Genomic DNA, 18588 nt, shown 5'->3' with positions numbered 1-18588 from the left:
GCCACACCCCGAGCGCCAGGTCAGGCCTCCGCCCAGCCCCTCTCAGCGTTCTCTCGTCACCCGCATCTCCCCGTCCGTCCCTCCGGTGCCGCCGACCGCCAGCCCGCCGTCCCGGTCCGTGCGCAGCACCACCGCGCCGCCGGCCCGCAGCGCTGCCACGGTCGTCGGCGCCGGGTGGCCGTACGGATTGTCGGCGCCGGCGGAGACGAGGGCCACCCGGGGTGCCACGAGCCGTATCAGCTCGGGGTCCTGGTGGGCCGAGCCGTGGTGGGCCACCTTCAGCACGTCCACCCCGGCCAGCCCGGCCGTCGCCGGAGACCGCAACAGCGCTTGCTGAGACGGAGGTTCGAGGTCTCCGAGCAGCAGCAGCCGCAGCCCGCCGGTGCGTACGAGCAGAGCCACGCTGGCATCGTTCGGCCCCTCCGGTTGCGGGACGGCGCCCGGCCGGGCCGGGGACGCGCGCACGCCGGGGGGAGACGGTGCGCTCTCCGGCGGCCACAGGGCCCGCCAGGCGAGCGGCCCGGCGCGCCGCTCCTCTCCGGCGACGGCCGTGGTGACCGGAATATGCCGTCCGGCTGCCTCCCTCCTGACGAACTCGGCCTGTGCGGCCGGTTCCGCGAACCCGGTGGTCTCGATCGCGGCCACCGAACGGCCCCGCAGGACGCCCGGCAGTCCCGCGACATGGTCGGCGTGGAAGTGGGTCAGCACCAGCAAGGGGATGCGGGTGATGCCCAGCCGTGTCAGGCACCGGTCGACCAGCACCGGATCGGGCCCGGCGTCGACGACCACCCCGGCGCCGTCGCCCGCCGCCAGCACGGTCGCGTCACCCTGTCCCACATCGCACATCGCGAACCGCCAGCCCGGCGGCGGCCACCCCGTGATCACCCGGGTCAGCGGTGCCGGCCGCGTCACCAGCAGCACGAGCAGCACCCCGAGCACCCCGCACCACCACGGTTGCCGCACCAGTCGGCGGCCGGCCAGGACGACCACCACGGTGACCGCGGCGAGCAGCAGCGCCCCCGGCCAGCTCCCCGGCCAGTCCACACCCGCGCCGGGCAGCGCGGCTCCGGTCCGGGCCACCCCCGCGATCCAGCCGGCCGGCCAACTCGCGCACCACGCCAGCGCCCTGGCCACCGGCATCACCACCGGTGCCGTCGCGAGCGCCGCGAACCCCAGGACCGTGGCCGGTGCCACCGCCATCTCGGCCAACAGGTTGCACGGCACCGCCACCAGACTCACCCGGGCCGACAGCACCACCACGACCGGCGCGCAGACCGCCTGCGCGGCGGCTGCCGCCGCCAGGGCCTCGGCAAACCGCGGCGGCACCCGGCGCTGCCGCAGCGCCGCGCTCCAGCCCGGCGCCAGCACGAGCAGCGCGCCGGTGGCCAGGACCGACAGCAGGAAGCCGTAACTGCGGGCCAGCCACGGGTCGTACAGCACCAGCAGCAGGACGGCCGTGGCCAGGGCCGGTACGAGTGATCCCCGGCGCCCGGTGGCCAGGGCGAGCAGCGCGACCGCGCCACAGGCGGCGGCCCGCAGGACGCTGGGGTCGGGCCGGCACACGATCACGAAGCCCAGCGTCAGCGCTCCCGCGAGCAGGGCCGTCACCCGCAGCGAGAGCCCCAGTCGCGGGGCCAGTCCACGGCGCTCGGCCCGTCGGGCCAGTCCGGGTGGCCCGATGAGCAGCGCGAGCAGGATGGTGAGGTTGCTGCCCGAGACAGCGAGCGTGTGCGCCAGGTCCGTTCTGTCGAAGGCATCCTCCAGCTCGGGCGTGATCCGTGAGGTGTCCCCGACGACCAGCCCGGGCAGCAGTGCCCGCGCGTCCGCGGGCAGGCCGTCGGTCGCCTTCCGCAGGCCGGCCCTGAGCCACGCCGCCAGTCGTTGCGGGCCGCTCGGCCCCGCCACGACGCGCGGCGGCTCCGGCCGGCCCCGCACCCGCAGCACGGCCGCGGTACGGTCACCGCCGGTCAGCGCGGGCGCCAGCCGCCCGCTCACCCGCAGCCGCGTGGACGGCGTCAGCCCGAGCCAGGCCGCGCGCCCGGCAGGCCCTTCGCGCCCGGCGGGCCTCTCGCGTCCGGCGGGCCCCTGGCGTCCGGCCGGCCCTTCGCGTCCAGCGGCCGGCGGTGCTGGACCTCGGTCGTCCCCGGCGCGTTCCACGGGTGCCGGGACGTCCGTGTCGACGATCAGCAGCACCGGGGTACGTGTCCGCACCCGCGTACCGTCGGCCTCCTCGACGCCCCGCACCTCCGCCCGGGCCAGCACCGCCACGGGTGCCGCCTGGTCGCCCCGCACCCGTGGCCTGCTCAGCCAGGGATCACCGGTGATCTCGACCTCGGCGGTCACGGTCGCGGACCGCCGGGCCAGCTCGGGAACCGGGCCACGCCGGACGTCCGCCCCGTGCAGCCCCGCGGAGACGGCCGCCGCTGCGGCGCAGAGCAGCACCGCGGCGACGGGAGCACGGGCCCAGCCGAACCGGCCACACGCCCACGCCGCGTCCCCCTCACGTACAGCCCGCCGGACAACCACCCCCCGCCCACCGGGCGCCTGCGCCGGCCCCCGCCCACCCGACACAGGCACCACCCGCCCGGCCGGTACAGACACCTGTCCGACCCGCACAGGCACCACCCGCCCGACCCGCACAGGCACCGTGGTCGCCGTTGTTCCCGGCCGTGCCGGGCCGCCCGTCGCCGCTCGCCGCACCGGTGCCGGGCCGGTGGTCCCCGGTGTGGGGTCTGCCCTGCCGTCCCGCGTGGTCCCGGCCGGCCACCGCACCGACAGCAGGGCGATTCCACCGGCCAGACAGACGGCCACGATCGCGACGGTCCAGGCCAGAGGCGCGTCCAGGGTCAGGGCCGCTGTGGCCCAGGCCGCGAGCGCGGGCGGTACCAACCGCAGGTCCAGGGGGTCCGTCCGGCCCGGGTCCGCGCTCGCGGACTCCCCAGGGTTCACGGACTGCCCAGGCTTCACGGACTCCCCGGGCTCATCCGGGCCGGCACGCAGGCCCGCCCCGTCCGGTGTGCTGTTCATGGCCGTACCAGGTCGCGCAGATCGGTGAAGCGGCGGTCGCCGATCCCGTTGACCTGGCGCAGCTCGTCCACCGAGCGGAAACCGCCGTGCTGGGAGCGGTAGTCGATGATGTGCTGGGCCAGCACCGGGCCGACGCCGGGCAGGGCGTCCAGTTGGTCCGCGGTGGCGGTGTTGAGGGAGACCGGCGGTGTGGGGCCCGTGCCCGCCGGTCCGGAGAGCGGGCCTGTGAGCGTTCCGGCGGCCGGGCCGGGCGGGGCGGCGGCCCCGGCCCTCGGGGCGCCGACGACGACCTGTTCCCCGTCGACCAGGAAGCGGGCGCGATTGAGACCTTCCGTGCTCACACCCGGCCGGACTCCGCCCGCCGCCCGCAGCGCGTCGGCCACCCGGGCACCGGCCGGCAACCGCCGGATCCCCGGCTTGCGGACCTTGCCGCTGACATCCACGACGATCTCCGCGCCCGGTGTCGCCGACGGACCGCCGCCCGCCGCGGCCGTGGCCTCCGGGCTCCCCTGGTGGAACGGCGGCTGCGCGCGCACCACCTGGGGTGCGCTCACGGGCTGAGGACGGGCCGCCCAGAAGTGCTGCACGGCGAAGACGGCGGCGGCCACGAGCAGCACGGTGAGCGCCAGGACCCCCCGCCGCTCCACCGCGTACCGCGCCTGGAGCCATACCGGCATCCGTTCCCGCAGTGCCAGCCCGGCCCGCTCCCACCGGCCCGGAACCGCCTCCCCCGCGTCCGCCGGGTCCCGCAAGTCCCGCAAGTCCCGCAAGTTCCCTGGGTCCTGCGGCACACCCGGGTCTTCCGCCTCCGACGACCCGACCTCACCGGCCCGTTGGGGATTCGAGGCGTTGCCGGGCACCGGAGACGGCTCATCGGCCGGAGCGGGTGCCATGCCCGGTCCCGGCGCCTTCGCGGACCAGGTCGCCGCGGACCGGTTCGCCGCGGACCGGGTCGCCGCCCGGGAAAGGCCGGGTGCCGGCCCCGTCGCCGTCGCTGTCGCTGTCGCTGCTGCCATCGCCGTCCGCACGGACCCCGCAGTGTCCGGTGGTGGCGGTGCGTTTCCCGACTCCCCCCACGGCGTGCCGCGTTCGCCGAAGAGGAGCTCCGCGCGGCGGCGCAGTTCCTCCGCCGGTGCGGGCGGGCGGTGGCGGGTGCCGCCGTGGCCGGCGGGGCGGCGATGGCGGACGCGGCCGTCGGAGGCCGGAGAGCGGCCGGGGCCGCTGGTGGGCGTCGCCGTGCGTGGACGTGATCGAAGTGCCATGCGACGAGGATGGGGCAATCGGCCACCCCGCGATGATCTTGGTCAATTCCGGTGGATGACTGCCTGGTTGTGGAGAACTCCGTCACCCGCACGAGTGAGGCGGTACCCGGCAGCCAGGTTCGGGCCGGGGGGACGACGGCCCCGGTGTCAGCGGAGTGAGACGACCGCGCCGAGCAGCCCGGGCCCGGTGTGTGCGCCGATCACCGCTCCGACCTCGCTGACATGCAGGTCGGCCAGCCCGGGGACGCGTACCCGCAGCCGGTCGGCGAGCGCGGCGGCACGGTCGGGGGCGGCGAGGTGGTGGACGGCGATGTCGACCTCGGCGCCGGCCGCCCGCTCGGCGGCGAGTTCCTCCAGGCGCGCGATCGCCCTGGACGCCGTGCGCACCTTCTCCAGCAACTCGATACGCCCGCCGTCCAGCTGGAGCAGGGGCTTCACGGCGAGCGCCGAACCGAAGAGGGCCTGCGCGGCTCCCATACGGCCGCCTCGGCGCAGATAGTCGAGGGTGTCGACGTAGAAGTAGGCGGAGGTGCCCGCGGCCCGTTTCTCGGCGGCCGTGACGGCTTCGTCCACGGTGCCGCCGGCCGCCGCGGTCTCGGCGGCGGTGAGCGCGCAGAAGCCGAGCGCCATGGCGATCATGCCGGTGTCCACCACCCGCACGGGCACCGGCGCCTCGCGTGCGGCGAGGACGGCCGCGTCGTAGGTGCCGGACAGCTCGGCGGACAGGTGCAGGGAGACGATGCCGTCGGCGCCGGCCGCGGCGACCCGGCGGTAGGTCTCCGCGAACACCTGGGGGCTGGGGCGGGAGGTGGTGACGGAGCGCCGTTTCTGGAGCGCCTGGGCCAGGGAGCGCGTGGAGATCTCGGTGCCCTCTTCGAGGGCCCGGTCGCCGAGGACCACGGTCAGCGGGACCGCGGTGATGCCGTGACGCTCCATCGCCCGGGGCGGCAGGTAGGCCGTTGAATCGGTGACGATCGCGACATGGCGGGACATGAGCTGGAGGTTACCTGGCGGGGCGCTCGTGCGGCAGCCCGGCCCGTGCGGCGCGGGCGGGGAGCGGTCCGCTCATGTGGTCTTCTCCGGACGGGACTTCTTCTGCCAGGGGAAGGAGGTGCGCCCGGCCGGCGGGGCGATCGCCTCGGGGGCCGGTTCCCCGGCGGGGCCGGAGTCCGGTGCGGGGCGGGCTCCCGGTGTGCGGGGCCAGGTCTGCTGCGTGGCCGCGCCGTGGGACGCCGAGGGGGCGGGCGCTTCGGGCCACTGCGGGGGTGCCTCGGCGGGCTCGGTCCGCGTCCAGTGGCGCAGGGCGCCCGCTTCCATGTCGATCTGGGCGCTGAGGCTGCCCAGGTCGTCGTCGGCGAAGCGGCGGGCCCGGTCGCGGACGGCCCAGCGCAGGGAGTCCGCGGACCGGGTGATGCGCTCGGTGCGCTCGCGCAGTCCGGGCAGGCGCTCGGCGAGTGTGGCCCGGTCCGGCTCGGACTCCAGGCGCTTGAGGTCGGCGTCCAGTTCGTATCCGTGCGCGCTGAGCCGCTGGAAGAGGCCGAGGGACTCCTTCAGCGACTCGTCCTCGGCGACGCCCGCGTGCAGGGCGTCCTGCGTGGCACGCATGGAGGTGCGCAGCGCGAGCCGCAGCTGGGCGATCTCACCGGCCGGGCCGATCTGCGCGAAGGACTTGGCGCGCAGGGTGTGGTCCTCCACCGTGCGCCGGGCCTGCGCGATCGTCCGGTCGACCCCACGCCTGGCGGCGCCGACCGCCTTGACCGTGGCGTACGTGCCCAGGCCGACGAAGAGCAGGAAGAGCAGGGCGAACACGGCGATCACTACTTCCATGACGCTCCTCCTCGGTTCGCACGGCGGGCCGCCGCGCTCTCCACGGTAAACGCTGCGAGCAGGCCCGGGGTTCCGCGAGAACCCCGAACCTGCCCGTAGGGGACTACCCCGACGCCGGTTCCGTCCGGCATCCGATGATCACGCCGGGACGATGTTCACCAGCTTCGGGGCCCGCACGATCACCTTGCGGATGCCCGCGCCGCCCAGCGCCGCGACGACCTTCTCGTCCGACAGGGCCGCCTTCTCCAGCTCCTCCTCGGAGATGGCGGGCGACACCTCCAGACGCGCCTTGACCTTGCCCTTGATCTGTACGACGCAGGTCACGGTGTCGTCCACCACGTACCGCGGGTCGGCGACCGGGAAGTCGCGGTGCACGACCGATCCGGTGTGGCCCAGCCTGCGCCACAGCTCCTCGGCGATGTGCGGGGCCAACGGGGCGACCATCAGCACCAGCGGCTCGGCCACGGACCGCGGTACCGCGGTGCCGGCCTTGGTCAGGTGGTTGTTCAGCTCGGTGACCTTGGCGATGGCGGTGTTGAAGCGCAGGCCCTCCAGGTCCTGGCGGACGCCGTCGACGGCCTTGTGCAGGGCGCGCAGGGTCTGCTCGTCGGGCTCGGCGTCGGTGACCGTGACCTCGCCGGTGTTCTCGTCGACGATGTTGCGCCACAGCCGCTGGAGCAGCCGGAACTGGCCGACCACCGCGCGCGTGTCCCACGGGCGGGAGACGTCCAGCGGGCCCATGGCCATCTCGTACAGGCGCAGTGTGTCGGCGCCGTACTCCGCGCAGATCTCGTCCGGGGTCACCGCGTTCTTCAGGGACTTGCCCATCTTGCCCAGCAGGCGGCTGACCTGCTCGCCCTCGTAGTAGTAGGCGCCGTCGCGCTCCTCCACCTCGGCGGCGGGCACGGCGATGCCGCGGCTGTCGCGGTAGACGTAGGCCTGGATCATGCCCTGGTTGTACAGCTTGTGGAACGGCTCGGCGGAGGAGACGTGTCCCAGGTCGTACAGGACCTTGGACCAGAAGCGCGCGTACAGCAGGTGCAGTACGGCGTGCTCGGCGCCGCCGACGTACAGGTCGACACCGCCGTGCGGCCGGTCCGCGCGCGGGCCCATCCAGTACCGCTCGACCTCGGGGTCGACCAGCTGCCGGTCGTTGTGCGGGTCCAGGTAGCGGAACTCGTACCAGCAGGAACCGGCCCAGTTGGGCATGGTGTTGGTCTCGCGGCGGTACTTCCTGGGGCCGTCGCCCAGGTCCAGGGTGACGTTGACCCAGTCCTCGTTGCGTGACAGGGGCGTCTCGGGCCGGGTGTCGGCGTCGTCCGGGTCGAAGGTGCGCGGGCTGTAGTCCTCGACCTCGGGCAGCTCCAGCGGCAGCATCGACTCGGGCAGCGCGTGGGCGATGCCGTCCTCGTCGTAGACGATCGGGAAGGGCTCGCCCCAGTAGCGCTGGCGGCTGAACAGCCAGTCGCGCAGCCGGAAGTTGACGGTGCCCTCGCCGATGCCCTTCTCCCGCAGCCACTCGGTGATGCGGGCCTTGGCCTCGGCGACGCCCAGGCCGTCCAGGGACACGTCGCCGTTGGCGGAGTTGACGATCTTGGCGTCGTACGAGGCGAAGGCGTTCTCCCACACCGAGGTGTCCGTGCCCCGGCCGTCGGTCGGCTCGACCACGCAGACGACCGGCAGTTCGAAGGCGCGCGCGAACTCGAAGTCGCGGCCGTCGTGTGCCGGGACGGCCATGATCGCGCCGGTGCCGTAGCCCATCAGGACGTAGTCGGCGATGAAGACGGGGACCTGCTCGCCGTTGACCGGGTTGGTGGCGTAGGCGCCGATGAAGACGCCGGTCTTGTCCTTGGCCTCGGCCTGCCGCTCGACGTCGGACTTGGCGGCGGCCTGCGCGCGGTAGGCGGCGACGGCCTCGGCCGGGGTCGCGTGACCGCCGGTCCACGCCTCGCGGGTGCCCTCCGGCCAGGTCTCGCCGGTGAACTTCTCGACCAGCGGGTGTTCGGGGGCCAGCACCATGTAGGTCGCGCCGAACAGGGTGTCCGGGCGGGTGGTGAAGACCGTGATGTGCTCGCCGTCGATCGGGAAGCCGACGCGGGCGCCCTCGCTGCGGCCGATCCAGTTGCGCTGCTGGAGCTTGATGGCCTCGGGCCAGTCCAGCTCCTCCAGGTCCTCCAGCAGCCGGTCGGCGTAGGCGGTGATGCGCATGTTCCACTGGCGCAGCTTGGACTTGAAGACCGGGAAGTTGCCGCGCTCGGAGCGGCCGTCGGCGGTGACCTCCTCGTTGGCCAGCACGGTGCCCAGGCCGGGGCACCAGTTCACGGGCGCGTCGGAGGCGTAGGCCAGGCGGTACTCGCCCAGGATCTCGGCGCGCTCGGCGGCGGTCAGCTCGTTCCACGCGCGCGTGGTGCCCGGAACCGGCCGCTCACCGGACTCGAAGCGGGCGATCAGCTCGGAGATCGGACGGGCCTTGCCCGCCTCGTCGTCGTACCAGGAGTTGAAGATCTGGAGGAAGATCCACTGGGTCCACTTGTAGTACTCCGGGTCGATCGTGGCGAACGACCGGCGCTTGTCGTGGCCCAGGCCCAGCCGGCGCAGCTGGGCCTTCATGTTCTCGATGTTGGCCTCGGTGGACACGCGCGGGTGCGTGCCGGTCTGCACGGCGTACTGCTCGGCGGGCAGGCCGAAGGCGTCGAAGCCCAGGGTGTGCAGGACGTTGTGGCCGGTCATGCGCTGGAACCGGGCGTAGACGTCGGTGGCGATGTAGCCCAGCGGGTGGCCGACGTGCAGGCCGGCGCCGGACGGGTAGGGGAACATGTCCATGACGAACTTCTTGGGCCTGGCGACCAGCTCGGGGTCGCCCGCCAGGTCGCCCGTGGGATTCGGCGCCGCGTAGGTGCCGTCGGCGTCCCAGAAGTCCTGCCAGCGTGCCTCGATCTCGGCCGCCATGACGGCCGTGTAGCGGTGCGGCGCCGCATCCGCCGGCACGGCGGCGGTGGCAGCGGGGTTCGTCTCGCTCATGATCTCAAAGCTCCATCGATCGTCTCTGCCCGCGGAAATGAAAAAGCCCCTCGCACAGGAGGGGACGCCGCGCCGATGCCGACCTCACGGCTCACCGCCGGGTCGGTACTGATCAGCGCGGCCCGCTAAGCAGAAGGCGTACGGCACGCATGGCGTTAGGGTACCGCAGCCCTTGAGCAAGCGGCGACGCGCTTCCGTATGCCTGAGGGACATGTCACGCAGCCCGCCGGAACTGAATGAAGGTCAACGATGACCAGGCGTACCGTCCCCCAGGGAAACCGCTCCAGTCGCATGGTCCGTTGATCACAACGTGATGACTGAAAAACCGTACTGATCGGTATGGCGCCACCTAGAGTGCGGCAGCGGGACCGCTTTCCCGAAACTGCTCGGAGTTGCCCCCATGAACCCTCGTCGTAGTACCAGCTCGCTCCCCAAACCGGGCCGCTCGGCCTACGGGGTGGCGTCCGCTGTCGTCCTGCTGCTGATACCCGTGGCCGTGCTGGTCGGAGGCAGCCAGTTCCGCGAGTTCCTGAACTTCGGCGCGGGCGTGCTGTCCCTCGTCTCGCTGAGCTGCTCGGTGATCTGGGGCCTGTTCGCGCAGGACCGGATCTTCCTGAACACGCGGCAGCGGATCGTCGGCCAGGCGGTGCACCGCACGACCGCGGTCGCCTCGATCGCGTTCCTGCTGCTGCACATCACCACGAAGATCGTGCTGGACCACACCCAGCTGATCGCCGCGGTCATCCCGTTCTCGCTGGGCGTCACCGGGATCGGCGGCCTGATCGGCCTGGGCTCCCTGGCCGGCCTGCTGATGATCTTCGTGGGCATCACCGGCGCGCTGCGCAGCAACTTCGCCGCCCCGGCTCCGGTCGCCGCCCGCTGGCGAGCCATGCACATGCTGGCCTACCCGGCCTGGTGCGCGGCGCTGGTCCACGGGCTCTACGCGGGTCGCGCGGCCAAGCCGGTCTTCGTGATCCTCTACAGCCTGTCCCTGCTCGGCGTGATGGGCGCCCTCGCGCTGCGCGCCGCCCCGCGGCCGGTCAAGCGCAAGGTCGCCGACCGGCTGGTCGCGCTGTTCGGCAGCTCCGAGCGGCCGGGACTGGACGAGCTGGACGCGAGCCGCTCCCGGGCGTCCGAGCCGCTGCCCGGTTACGGCAGCCGGCGGGAGGGGAAGCCCTCGCCCACCGGACCGGCGGCTTCCACCGCGCCGCTGTACCAGTCCCCCGCGGCCCCCGCGCCGGATCCTGCCGCGGGTTTCGCGGCGGCCTACCGCGCGGTGTCGACGCCTGGCATCCCGGGCGGGGCGTTCCCGGGCAGCCCGTTCGTGCCCGGCGAGACGGCCCGTATGGACCTGCCGCTGGACCTCCGGCCCACGGAGGCCGTCCCGCGCGTGGACGGCCCCTCCAGCACCTCGGGCAGCTGGCCGGTCCCGTCCCCGCCACCGGTCGGCGAGGCCCCGCCGTCCGTGTACGACCCGCTCCAGGACACCGGATACACCATCCCGGTCTACGGCAATCCGGGCGCCGGCGGATACGGCGGAGGTGACGTGTACGACACCGGTGAGACAAACGGCCCCTACGGCACGTACAACCCGAGTGACACGTACAACAGCGGTCCCGCCACCGAAACGCTGCCCGGCACGTCCTACGACACGCCGGGTTCGGGCGAATCCTGGAACACGCCTTCCGGAGGCTTTTAAGTGAACGAGGCCCTGCCCGACGTCCCCGAGGTCCGCGTGGTCGGGCTTCCCCAGCTCACGTCGGGCTTCGACCTTGTGGAGCGGCTCGACCTCCCCATGCACCTTAAGGTGCACGGGCCGCTCGACCCGCTGGGCGGCGAGCAGCTCGCCCAGCTCTCCGAAGGCATCAACCTCCGGGGCCGCGGCGGCGCCGGCTTCCCCTTCCACAAGAAGCTGCGCTCGGTCGCCGAGGCGGCGATCAAGCGCGGGGTACGGCCGGTCGTCGTGGTCAACGGCAGCGAGGACGAGCCCGCCTGCCGCAAGGACACGGTGCTCATCAACCGCGCCCCGCACCTGATCCTGGACGGCGCGCTGCTGTGCGCGGAGGCGCTCGGTGCGCGCACCCTGGTCATCGGGGTCACCCGGGAGTCCACCCAGCGCTCCATGGAGGCGGCGCTCGCCGAGCGGGGCCTGAGCAACAGCCGTAGGTCGGCGCTGCGCGCGTGGGTGCAGCGCAATCCGGTGCGCATGGTCACCGGCGCCGCCGCCTCGCTGATCCGCTCGGTCGACGGCGGCCCGGCGATCCCGCCCGGCCGCAAGATCAGCGCCTCGCAGAGCGGGGTCGGCGGAGCGCCCACGCTGCTGTCGAACGCGGAGACGTTCGCGCAGCTGGCCATCGCCGCCCGCATCGGCCCGGAGCGGTACGGCAACACCGGCCTGTACGACGAGCCGGGCACCGTGATGCTCACCGTGTCCGGCGCGGTCGCCCGCCCGATGGTGATCGAGGTCCCGACCGGCGTGCCGCTGCGCTACGTGCTCCAGCTGGCGGGCGCCCCGCCGGTGCCGCAGGGCGTGCTGACCGGCGGTTACCACGGCAAGTGGATCGACGCGGCGACGGTCGACGAAGCGATCGTCTCCCGCAACTCGCTGGACGCGGTGGGCGGTTCGCTCGGTGCGGGCGCGATCCTGCCGATCAGCCAGGACACCTGCCCGCTGGGCGAGTCGCTGCGGGTGGCGCAGTGGCTGGCCGGGGAGAGCGCCGGCCAGTGCGGCCCCTGCTACCTCGGACTGCCCGCCGCCGCGCGCGGGCTGGAGGACATCCTCAACGGCGGCGGACCGGCCGCCCTGGAGGCGCTCAAGCAGGTCGCGAAGAACGTCAAGCGGCGCGGGGCGTGCTCCCACCCGGACGGCTCGGCGATGTTCCTGGAATCGACCGTCAAGGCGTTCACCGACGACCTGGCCGCCCATGTCCTCGGGAACGGCTGCGGACGACCCGTGGCGGGCGTTCTGCCGCTCTTCGAGGGGGGCAGGGGCCCCACGGGCATCCCGGGCGGCGCGGAGCCGGAGGAGGCCGGCGGCAGCCGCCAGAAGATCCACGTCGACTGGACGCTGTGCCGGGGCCACGGGCTGTGCGCGGACATCCTTCCGGAGGTGTTCGAACTGGGCGCCGACGGCTTCCCGACCGTCGCCCAGGCACAGGTGCCCCGGTACGCGGAGGCGAAGGCGCTGCGCGCGGTGCGCCGCTGTCCGGCGCTGGCGCTGCGCCTGGAGGAGGACACGCGGGGGCAGGCGCCGGCGCGCAACCTGCCGGTCCTGTCCCAGGGGCGCGGCCGGCGCGCGCTGGGCCGCTGAGCGCACGGCGGCGGGTCACCCGGACCGGCTGGACCCGCCGCCGTTCACGCGATCCTGTGGTGTGCGGCACAGGTCGCAACACGCCGAAGGCGGACCATCCGTGGGATGGTCCGCCTTCGACTTCTGTGGAGCTAAGGAGAATTGAACTCCTGACCTCCTGCATGCCATGCAGGCGCTCTACCAACTGAGCTATAGCCCCTTGCCGCCACGCGGTGGAACCGCGCGTTCTGCGTTCCGCCCGGTTTCCCCGGCGGCGACGCCAACATTACACGGTCCCCGGGGTGCGGTACCAAATCGGTTTCCGATCTGCCCCGGTCGGCGCGATATTGTCCGCCTTCGTGCCCATGATCGCGTTCTCCGAAGCCCGCCACCGGACGCCGGTCGCCGCGGGGGTGTGCCTGCTGTCGTTCACGGCGTTCTGGGCCGCGCAGCGGGCCGCGCGCGTGTCGATGATCGACCTGATGGTCTACCGGGCCGAGGGCGCCGCCGTGCGCGCCGGCGGCGACCTGTACGCGCTGCGGGCGACGGCCGCGCACCTGCCGGCCACCTATCCGCCGTTCGCGGCCCTGCTGTTCACGCCGCTGCCCCTGCTGGACACGGCCGTCCTGCGGGCGCTGGCGACGGCGGGCAACCTCGCCCTGCTGCTGACGTTCGTACGGCTGTCGCTGAAACTCGTCGGCCACGCGCGCGTGGAGAGCGTCTGGTGGGTCGCGGCGGCGGCCGTGTGGTGCGAACCCGTGTGGACGACCCTGCGCTACGGCCAGGTCAACCTGCTGCTGGCGGTGCTGGTGCTGTGGGACCTGACCCGCCGCCCCACCGGCGGGTACGACCGCTGGAGCGGACTCGGTCTGGGGCTGGCCGCCGCGGTGAAGCTGACGCCGGCGGTGTTCCCGGTGTTCCTGCTCGCCACAGGCGTCACGGCCCGCCTGCGGGGCGGCGACGGGGGGCCGCGGCTGCGGCACGTGCGCGGGGCGGCCGTGACGTTCGCCGGGGCGACCCTGCTCGCGGCGGCCGTCCTGCCGTACGACTCCTGGCGGTTCTGGACGGACGCGGTGTTCCTGGCGGGCCGGGCCGGTCACGCCGAGGACACCGCCAACCAGGCCCTGCGCGGCGTTCTGGCCCGGTTCCTGCACACACCCGACCCGGGAGCGCTCTGGGCGGTCTGCGCGGCCCTGACGGCCGTCGTGGGCCTCACACTGGCCGCGCGGGCGGAGTTGCGGGGCCGGCGGGCCCTCGCGGTGTGCGGCTGCGCGGTCACCGCCCTGCTGATCAGCCCGGTGTCCTGGACCCACCACTGGGTGTGGTGCGTGCCCGTGGTGCTGTTCCTGTGGACGCGCGGGCACCGGGCGGCGGCGCTGGGCACGCTGCTGGTCTTCTGCTCGTACGCCCCCTGGTGGGTGCACCACGGCACCGGCCGCCCGGAACTGCGTCTCCAGGGGGCCGAATTGGCGCTCTCGGCCCTCTACGGAGGGGCCGGTGCGCTCTTCCTCGCACTGACCCGGACATCGTCGCCGAGGGCCGGGTCCGGCGCGGTCCGCGTCACGCCGTGACGAACTGGTAGAACCTCTTGAGCGTGCAGTGCTCCTCCAGGAGCCGGCCGTAGATCGGCTCGCCCTCCAGTTCCCGGTACGTCTCGATCGGGTCGCCTTTTATGATCAGCGCCCGCGCGCACTCCTCGCACCAGTACTGGTAGTCGGGATTGATCGGCTCCATGTCCCGGACGATCGGTGTCCCGCTCCCGCACCAGTCGCACTTTCGCCTGTGTGCCCCCATCGATCAGCTCCAGCTGTGGCCGCAGGCCGTGCACACGTAGGAGATTCCGCCGTTGTCGCCGAGGACCTGCGCCACGTGCGCGGAACCGCAGGAAGGGCAGCTCAGCCGGATGGTCGTATCCCGTATCAACGCGGCACCGAGGAGGTGGTCGACCTCCTCGAGGATGCTCGCAGGCATCGCTACTCCCTCCCGTCGGGCAGCGCCCCCTTCCGGCCGTTTGATTCTGCCACGGCCGGACCAATACGGTCAGCGACGCCTCAGTACCAGTCCGGACACAGCGCCCACCGCCGCGGTCCCGGCCGGCGCGCAGGCGCACACGGAGAAGGCCTTCGCGGAGCTATACGGCAGCGGACCCCCGGAAGACTCAAGCCGGCTCGGGAACAGTGTGCCCAATGCCGCCACACCCGTCAGCTGACCGAGCCGCGCGCCCGTCGCGGCAGGCCGGACGCAGAAGATCCCGCCCCCCTGAGGGGACGGGATCCTCATCACCGATCTTCGACAACTCGACAGAGTGTCGATCTGTGGAGCTAAGGAGAATTGAACTCCTGACCTCCTGCATGCCATGCAGGCGCTCTACCAACTGAGCTATAGCCCCTGGTGTTCTTCCCGCTCGGCGGGGCGAACAAGAAGAACTTTAGCCTGTGACCAGCCGGAAAGTGAAATCCGGGGTCGGGGTTCCGGGACGGTCAGTCGTCGTCGCCGAGAACGGGCTCCGGGAGGGTGCCCGCGTTGTGCTCCAGCAGACGCCAGCCGCGGGCGCCTTCGCCCAGCACGGACCAGCAGCAGTTGGAGAGGCCGCCGAGACTCTCCCAGTGCCGGGCCTCCAGGCCGAGGAGGCGGCCGATGGTGGTGCGGATGGTCCCGCCGTGGCTGACGACGACGAGGGTGCCGTCCTCGGGCAGCTTGTCGGCGTGCCGCAGCACGACGGGCGCGGCCCGGTCGGCGACCTCGCTCTCCAGTTCGCCGCCACCGCGGCGGACCGCCTCGCCGCGCTTCCAGGCGGCGTACTCCTCGCCGTGGCGGGCGATGATCTCCTCGTGCGTCAGCCCCTGCCAGACGCCCGCGTAGGTCTCGCGCAGGGCCTCCTCGCGGGTGACGTCGAGGCCGGTGAGGGCGGCCAGCTCGGCGGCCGTGCACGCGGCCCGCCGGAGGTCCGAGGAGATGATCGCGTCGGGGCGCAGGGAGGCGAGCAGCCGGGCGGCGCGGCGGGCCTGGCCGACGCCGGTCTCGGTCAGCTCGACGTCGGTGGAGCCCTGGAAGCGGCGCTCCACGTTCCAGGACGTCTGGCCGTGCCGCCACAGGATGATGCGGCGGCCCCGGCTCCTGTGGTCGGTCACCTCACCGGTGGCGCTCACGACCAGTCTCCGCCCGGCTCCTGGTCGGCCTCGGCGGCCCGCTCGCGGGCGTGCTCCTCGCCCTTGCCCCGGGTGGCCCTGGCGTCGTCGGGCAGGTCCAGCTCGGGGCAGTCCTTCCACAGCCTCTCCAGGGCGTAGAAGACCCGCTCCTCGCTGTGCTGGACGTGGACGACGATGTCGACGTAGTCGAGCAGCACCCAGCGGGCCTCGCGGTCGCCCTCGCGGCGGACCGGCTTGGCGCCGAGTTCCTTCGACAGGCGCTCCTCGATCTCGTCGACGATGGCCTTGACCTGGCGGTCGTTCGGCGCGGAGGCCAGCAGGAAGGCGTCCGTGATCGACAGCACGTCGCTGACGTCGTAGGCGATGACGTCGTGGGCGAGCTTGTCGGCCGCCGCCTGGGCGGCGGTGTTGATGAGGTGAACAGAACGGTCGGTGGCGGTCACTACGTGGCTTTCCGTCGGCGGACTTGTGACTTCAAGGGTCTCACGGACCGCCGGGGGCACCCCACGTGATGACGGCCTCACGCGGGGTGCCGCCGGCCGGGCGGCCGGGCGGCCCGCCGTCAGGAGGCGGAGGGCCGGTAGTCACCGCCGAGGATCACCGAGACGTCGGCGCCGGAGGAGACGGTGCCCCGGGTCACGGAGCCGGCGGGCAGCCCGAGGGTCTTGGCGACCTCGGTGGCGTCCGCCTTGTGGGCGGCGTCGGCGTAGACCACCTTCGAGGTGACCTGGGTACCGGCGGCGCTGCCGCCCTCCAGGAACGTGAAGCCACCGTTCAGGAGCACGACGCGGGCCTTGTCGGTGTCGTCCTTCACGCCGGTGGCGTTCTGCACGGAGACCCGGACCGCGGAGCCGGAGGCAGGGCTCTTCGCGGTGCCGCCGAGGATGCCCTTCACCACGCTGTCGCCGGTCTGCGCGCTGAGTGTGCCGTCGGTCCGCACGGGCAGCAGCGTGGTCCGGTAGGCGCCGTTCTTGGCGAGGTCGGCGAGGCGGGCGAGGAAGGCCCCGAGGTCCTTGTCGGTGAGCGGCGGGTCCAGGATCTGCGCGAGGGTCTGCACGGTGGTGGTGGCCGCGGACGGGTCGGAGGACATCTTGCGCAGTACGCCCTGCATGACCTGCCCGAACCGTCGCAGCTGGGCGTTCTGGGACTCGCCGGCCGCGCGGTAGGTGGCGTAGGCCACGGCCGCCTTGCCGCTGAGGGTCTGCTCGTGCCCCTGGTGGACGAGCGGGGCGGTGCCCTTCTTCCCGGCGTCCGGGTCGGGCACGTCGGTGTCGGTGTCGACCTCGATGTTGCCGACGAGTTCGACGAGGTTCTGGAGGTAGGGGGTGTCCAGGCGCCAGCTGCCCTGGATGCTGGTGCCGAGGACGGTGTCGAGCTGGTCCCGGGTGCCGGAGGCGCCGTCGCCGTCCACGGACTTGGCGAGGGTCGTGGTGGAGCCGTCGTCGCCGGTCAGCGCGAGGGCGTTGGGCAGCAGGACGGTGGTGCCCTGCTTGGTGGTGGTGTTGTCGACCAGCAGCGCGGTGGAGGTGCCGCCCTTGCCGGTGTTGTGCAGGTGGACGACGATCACGTCGCGTTTCTGGGCGGTGACGGGTGTGGCGCTGCCGGTCCCGCCGGAGGAGGACAGGCCGGGCAGGTCTCCGGCGTACCAGAGGTAGCCGGCGCCGCCGGTCACGACGAGGGCGAGGACGACGAGGAGGGTGATGATCCGGCCGCGGGCGCGCCGGCGGGCCTCCTCGCGGCGCTCGGTGCGGTTCTCCGTGAACTTCAGCCAGTCGATGACGTCCTCGGGGTCGCCCTCCGGGTCCTCGGCGAAGGCGAACGGGTCGCCTGGGTGATCCCGTTCGCCGGGGGCCGGCTCCTCCTCCCGTGCGGACCTCGTGTCCTCGGCGGGGCCGGCCTGCTGCGGGATGTAGGCGGTCCGCTCGGCGGCCCGGGGCTGCTGTCCGCCGCTCGCCGCCTGCCCGTAGGGGTCGTGGCCCGGAGTGGCCTGGGGGCCGGGGGCGTACGGGCCGTAGGGGTCGTGCGGGGTGTACGGGGCCTGGGAGCCGTAGGGCTGCTCGTAGGCGGACGGCTGGTGGCCGGCGTCGTGGGCGGGTGCCTGCGGCTGCCGGCCGGTGGCGTAGGGGTCGTGGTCGTAGCCCTGCTGCTGGGCGTACGGGTCGTAGGCCGCCTGCGGAGCCTGCTGTGCCGGGATCTGCCGGTACATGGGCCGGCCGTACTCGTCGTAGCCGACGAGTTCGTACGGGCCGGCGCCGTAGGCTGCGTCCCCCGCGTCGTATCGGTCGTTCACCGGTGCCCCTCTCGGCTCACTCGCCGCGGTACAGCTCGCGCTTGTCGATGTAGCGCACCACTCCGTCCGGCACCATGTACCAGATGGGGTCCCCCTTGGCGACCCTCCCACGGCAGTCCGTGGAGGAGATGGCGAGCGCCGGCACCTCGACGAGCGAGACACCGCCCTCCGGCAGGCCCGGGTTGCTCAGCTGGTGGCCGGGGCGGGTGACGCCGATGAAGTGCGCGAGGGAGAACAGCTCCTCGGAGTCGCGCCACGTCAGCAGCTGCGCGAGGGCGTCGGCGCCGGTGATGAAGAACAGGTCGGTGTCGGGGTTGAGGGCGCGCAGGTCCCGCAGGGTGTCCACGGTGTAGGTGGGGCCGCCGCGGTCGATGTCGATGCGGCTGACGGAGAACTGCGGGTTCTCCGCGGTCGCGATGACCGTCATCAGGTACCGGTCCTCGGCCGGGGAGACGTCGCGGTGGGACTTCTGCCACGGCTGGCCGGTGGGGACGAACACCACCTCGTCCAGCTGGAACCGCGCGGCGACCTCGCTGGCCGCCACGAGGTGTCCGTGGTGGATCGGGTCGAAGGTTCCGCCCATGACGCCCAGGCGCCGCCTGCCCGTGAGGGCGGGGCCGTTGCCCGGTCCGTACTGCGGATGCTTCACCGTGTCGTCGGCCGACTCGTGCGCCGGACCGGTAGGCATGTCCTGCTCTCCCATGCGTGCAGACCCTACCGGCC

General features: G+C 73.2%; 14 protein-coding genes and 2 tRNA genes. 3 read left to right on the top strand and 13 right to left on the bottom strand.

Features of this window, described 5'->3' with window-relative positions; all coding sequences use genetic code 11:
* Nucleotides 1-42: 42 nt before the first annotated feature.
* The 5 genes from AB0F03_RS31680 to leuS form a co-directional block, all read right to left on the bottom strand.
* The gene (locus tag AB0F03_RS31680; RefSeq protein ID WP_361998364.1) at nt 43-2901 is read right to left on the bottom strand and encodes a ComEC/Rec2 family competence protein; all 2859 of its coding nucleotides are present in this window, start codon (nt 2899-2901) and stop codon (nt 43-45) included.
* Between the two features lie 122 nt (nt 2902-3023).
* Entirely contained in the window at nt 3024-4289 is a 1266-nt protein-coding gene (locus AB0F03_RS31675; protein WP_361998203.1) for a helix-hairpin-helix domain-containing protein, read from the bottom strand.
* 147 nt (nt 4290-4436) lie between these two features.
* On the bottom strand, nt 4437-5282 hold the full coding sequence (locus AB0F03_RS31670; RefSeq protein WP_361998201.1) for a DegV family protein: 846 nt from the start codon (nt 5280-5282) through the stop codon (nt 4437-4439).
* A 72-nt stretch (nt 5283-5354) separates the two neighbouring features.
* Nucleotides 5355-6116: a hypothetical protein gene (locus AB0F03_RS31665; RefSeq protein WP_361998198.1), complete on the bottom strand. Its 762-nt coding sequence runs from the start codon at nt 6114-6116 to the stop codon at nt 5355-5357.
* A 138-nt stretch (nt 6117-6254) separates the two neighbouring features.
* Nucleotides 6255-9137 (bottom strand): leucine--tRNA ligase, encoded by a 2883-nt coding sequence (leuS, locus tag AB0F03_RS31660; protein ID WP_361998196.1) that lies wholly within the window; start codon nt 9135-9137, stop codon nt 6255-6257.
* A gap of 400 nt (nt 9138-9537) precedes the next feature.
* Between leuS and AB0F03_RS31655 the strand changes: the two genes are divergently transcribed.
* Both AB0F03_RS31655 and AB0F03_RS31650 read left to right on the top strand, forming a co-directional pair.
* Nucleotides 9538-10836: a cytochrome b/b6 domain-containing protein gene (locus AB0F03_RS31655; protein ID WP_361998193.1), complete on the top strand. Its 1299-nt coding sequence runs from the start codon at nt 9538-9540 to the stop codon at nt 10834-10836.
* Nucleotides 10837-12447 carry an NADH-ubiquinone oxidoreductase-F iron-sulfur binding region domain-containing protein gene (locus AB0F03_RS31650; protein WP_361998191.1) on the top strand — a complete coding sequence of 537 codons (1611 nt, stop codon included), beginning with the start codon at nt 10837-10839 and terminating at the stop codon, nt 12445-12447.
* A gap of 126 nt (nt 12448-12573) precedes the next feature.
* Here the strand turns inward: AB0F03_RS31650 and AB0F03_RS31645 are convergent.
* Nucleotides 12574-12646 (bottom strand) — tRNA-Ala (locus tag AB0F03_RS31645).
* A gap of 145 nt (nt 12647-12791) precedes the next feature.
* On the opposite strand from AB0F03_RS31645, the gene AB0F03_RS31640 reads away from it, so the two are divergent.
* A complete protein-coding gene (locus AB0F03_RS31640) occupies nt 12792-13997 on the top strand; it encodes a glycosyltransferase 87 family protein (RefSeq protein ID WP_361998188.1) in 1206 nt (401 codons plus the stop codon).
* Here AB0F03_RS31640 and AB0F03_RS31635 read toward each other — a convergent pair.
* From AB0F03_RS31635 to nadD, 7 genes are all read right to left on the bottom strand, one after another.
* On the bottom strand, nt 13987-14220 hold the full coding sequence (locus tag AB0F03_RS31635) for a hypothetical protein (RefSeq protein WP_030653820.1): 234 nt from the start codon (nt 14218-14220) through the stop codon (nt 13987-13989). The two genes, AB0F03_RS31640 and AB0F03_RS31635, sit on opposite strands and share 11 nt — an antisense overlap.
* Nucleotides 14221-14223: 3 nt before the next feature.
* Entirely contained in the window at nt 14224-14397 is a 174-nt protein-coding gene (locus tag AB0F03_RS31630) for a hypothetical protein (RefSeq protein WP_361998186.1), read from the bottom strand.
* Nucleotides 14398-14742: 345 nt separating this feature from the next.
* Nucleotides 14743-14815: transfer RNA gene (locus AB0F03_RS31625), tRNA-Ala, on the bottom strand.
* 91 nt (nt 14816-14906) lie between these two features.
* Entirely contained in the window at nt 14907-15581 is a 675-nt protein-coding gene (locus tag AB0F03_RS31620) for a histidine phosphatase family protein (protein ID WP_361998361.1), read from the bottom strand.
* Complete coding sequence (rsfS, locus tag AB0F03_RS31615) at nt 15572-16018, bottom strand: ribosome silencing factor (protein ID WP_361998183.1); 447 nt, start codon at nt 16016-16018, stop codon at nt 15572-15574. The genes AB0F03_RS31620 and rsfS overlap by 10 nt, the downstream gene beginning before the upstream one ends.
* Before the next feature lie 119 nt (nt 16019-16137).
* Nucleotides 16138-17865: a LytR C-terminal domain-containing protein gene (locus AB0F03_RS31610; protein WP_361998181.1), complete on the bottom strand. Its 1728-nt coding sequence runs from the start codon at nt 17863-17865 to the stop codon at nt 16138-16140.
* A 16-nt stretch (nt 17866-17881) separates the two neighbouring features.
* Nucleotides 17882-18568, bottom strand: coding sequence for a nicotinate-nucleotide adenylyltransferase (gene nadD, locus AB0F03_RS31605; protein ID WP_361998178.1), 687 nt, complete (start codon nt 18566-18568; stop codon nt 17882-17884).
* Nucleotides 18569-18588: the final 20 nt, after the last annotated feature.

Source organism: Streptomyces sp. NPDC028722 (assembly GCF_040637655.1).
In the GTDB taxonomy this organism is placed as follows: domain Bacteria; phylum Actinomycetota; class Actinomycetes; order Streptomycetales; family Streptomycetaceae; genus Streptomyces.
Note: the sequence above shows the minus strand (reverse complement) of the source record. Positions and strands in the feature narration are given on the sequence as shown.